The following is a 256-nucleotide window of genomic DNA, read 5'->3' on the forward strand; positions in this document are numbered from 1 at the left end:
AATAAAAATAAAGCATCACAAAAAAAATGCCCTATCAATAATACACAACAGACACTGCCACCAAACAGCAAACTCAAGATCTCGCAATACCCAAAAACTATATAAAAAAAAGGGTGAGCCGCAGCAGCCGCTTGCGCAGCTTGTTGAATTAGTTTTTATAATGCACTTCGGCAAACAACTGATTAATGAGGGTTTCGTGTTCTGGTAGATGTTTTTTAGTTTCTGGCTGAATTTTATTGGTGCGTATTGAAATGTG

General features: G+C 37.1%; 1 protein-coding gene. It reads left to right on the forward strand.

Annotated features, from left to right (window positions below):
- A partial coding sequence (locus tag AC0L2L_RS33415) for a hypothetical protein (RefSeq protein ID WP_473584026.1) occupies window positions 1-208 on the forward strand: 208 nt, incomplete at its 5' end.
- Between the last annotated feature and the right edge of the window lie 48 nt (window positions 209-256).

Source organism: Mesorhizobium sp. WSM4832, from assembly GCF_055811115.1.